The organism is Paenibacillus sp. S29 (genome assembly GCF_049319765.1).
GTDB classification, from domain to species: domain Bacteria; phylum Bacillota; class Bacilli; order Paenibacillales; family Paenibacillaceae; genus Paenibacillus; species Paenibacillus polymyxa_B.
The window spans coordinates 1-395 of the sequence record NZ_JBMOUI010000080.1; the positions used below are offsets into that span (position 1 = coordinate 1).

1 protein-coding gene is annotated in these 395 nt (G+C 49.6%); it reads left to right on the forward strand.

The annotated features are described in order from the left end of the window. The coding region (locus tag ACL9RM_RS26560; RefSeq protein WP_414126711.1) for a condensation domain-containing protein at nucleotides 1–395 on the forward strand (395 nt) is incomplete at both ends.

The following is a 395-nucleotide window of genomic DNA, read 5'->3' on the forward strand; positions in this document are numbered from 1 at the left end:
CAGCAAACTTCGATTCCGACCGGAAAAGTAGGCGTGAAAGCGGACGGTGCACAATTTGAGCATATCCTGTGCGATCTGGGCAAAGATTTGACCGGACGTATGGAAATGGTGGCCAAGCAGCACCATGTGACCCCGAATACATTGCTGCAAACAGCTTGGGGATTGCTGCTCCAAAAGTACAACGGTAGTGACGACGCTGTTTTTGGCGGTGTAGTGTCTGGTCGTCCAGCGGATATTTCGGGGATCGAAAATATGGTGGGCTTGTTCATTAACACCATTCCAATACGTATCCGTAGTGGGGCTGAGGACACCTTTGCCGACATGATCAGAACGAATCAGCAGCAGGCGCTGACTTCTCAAGATTATGAAACGTATCCGCTGTATGAAATTCAAGC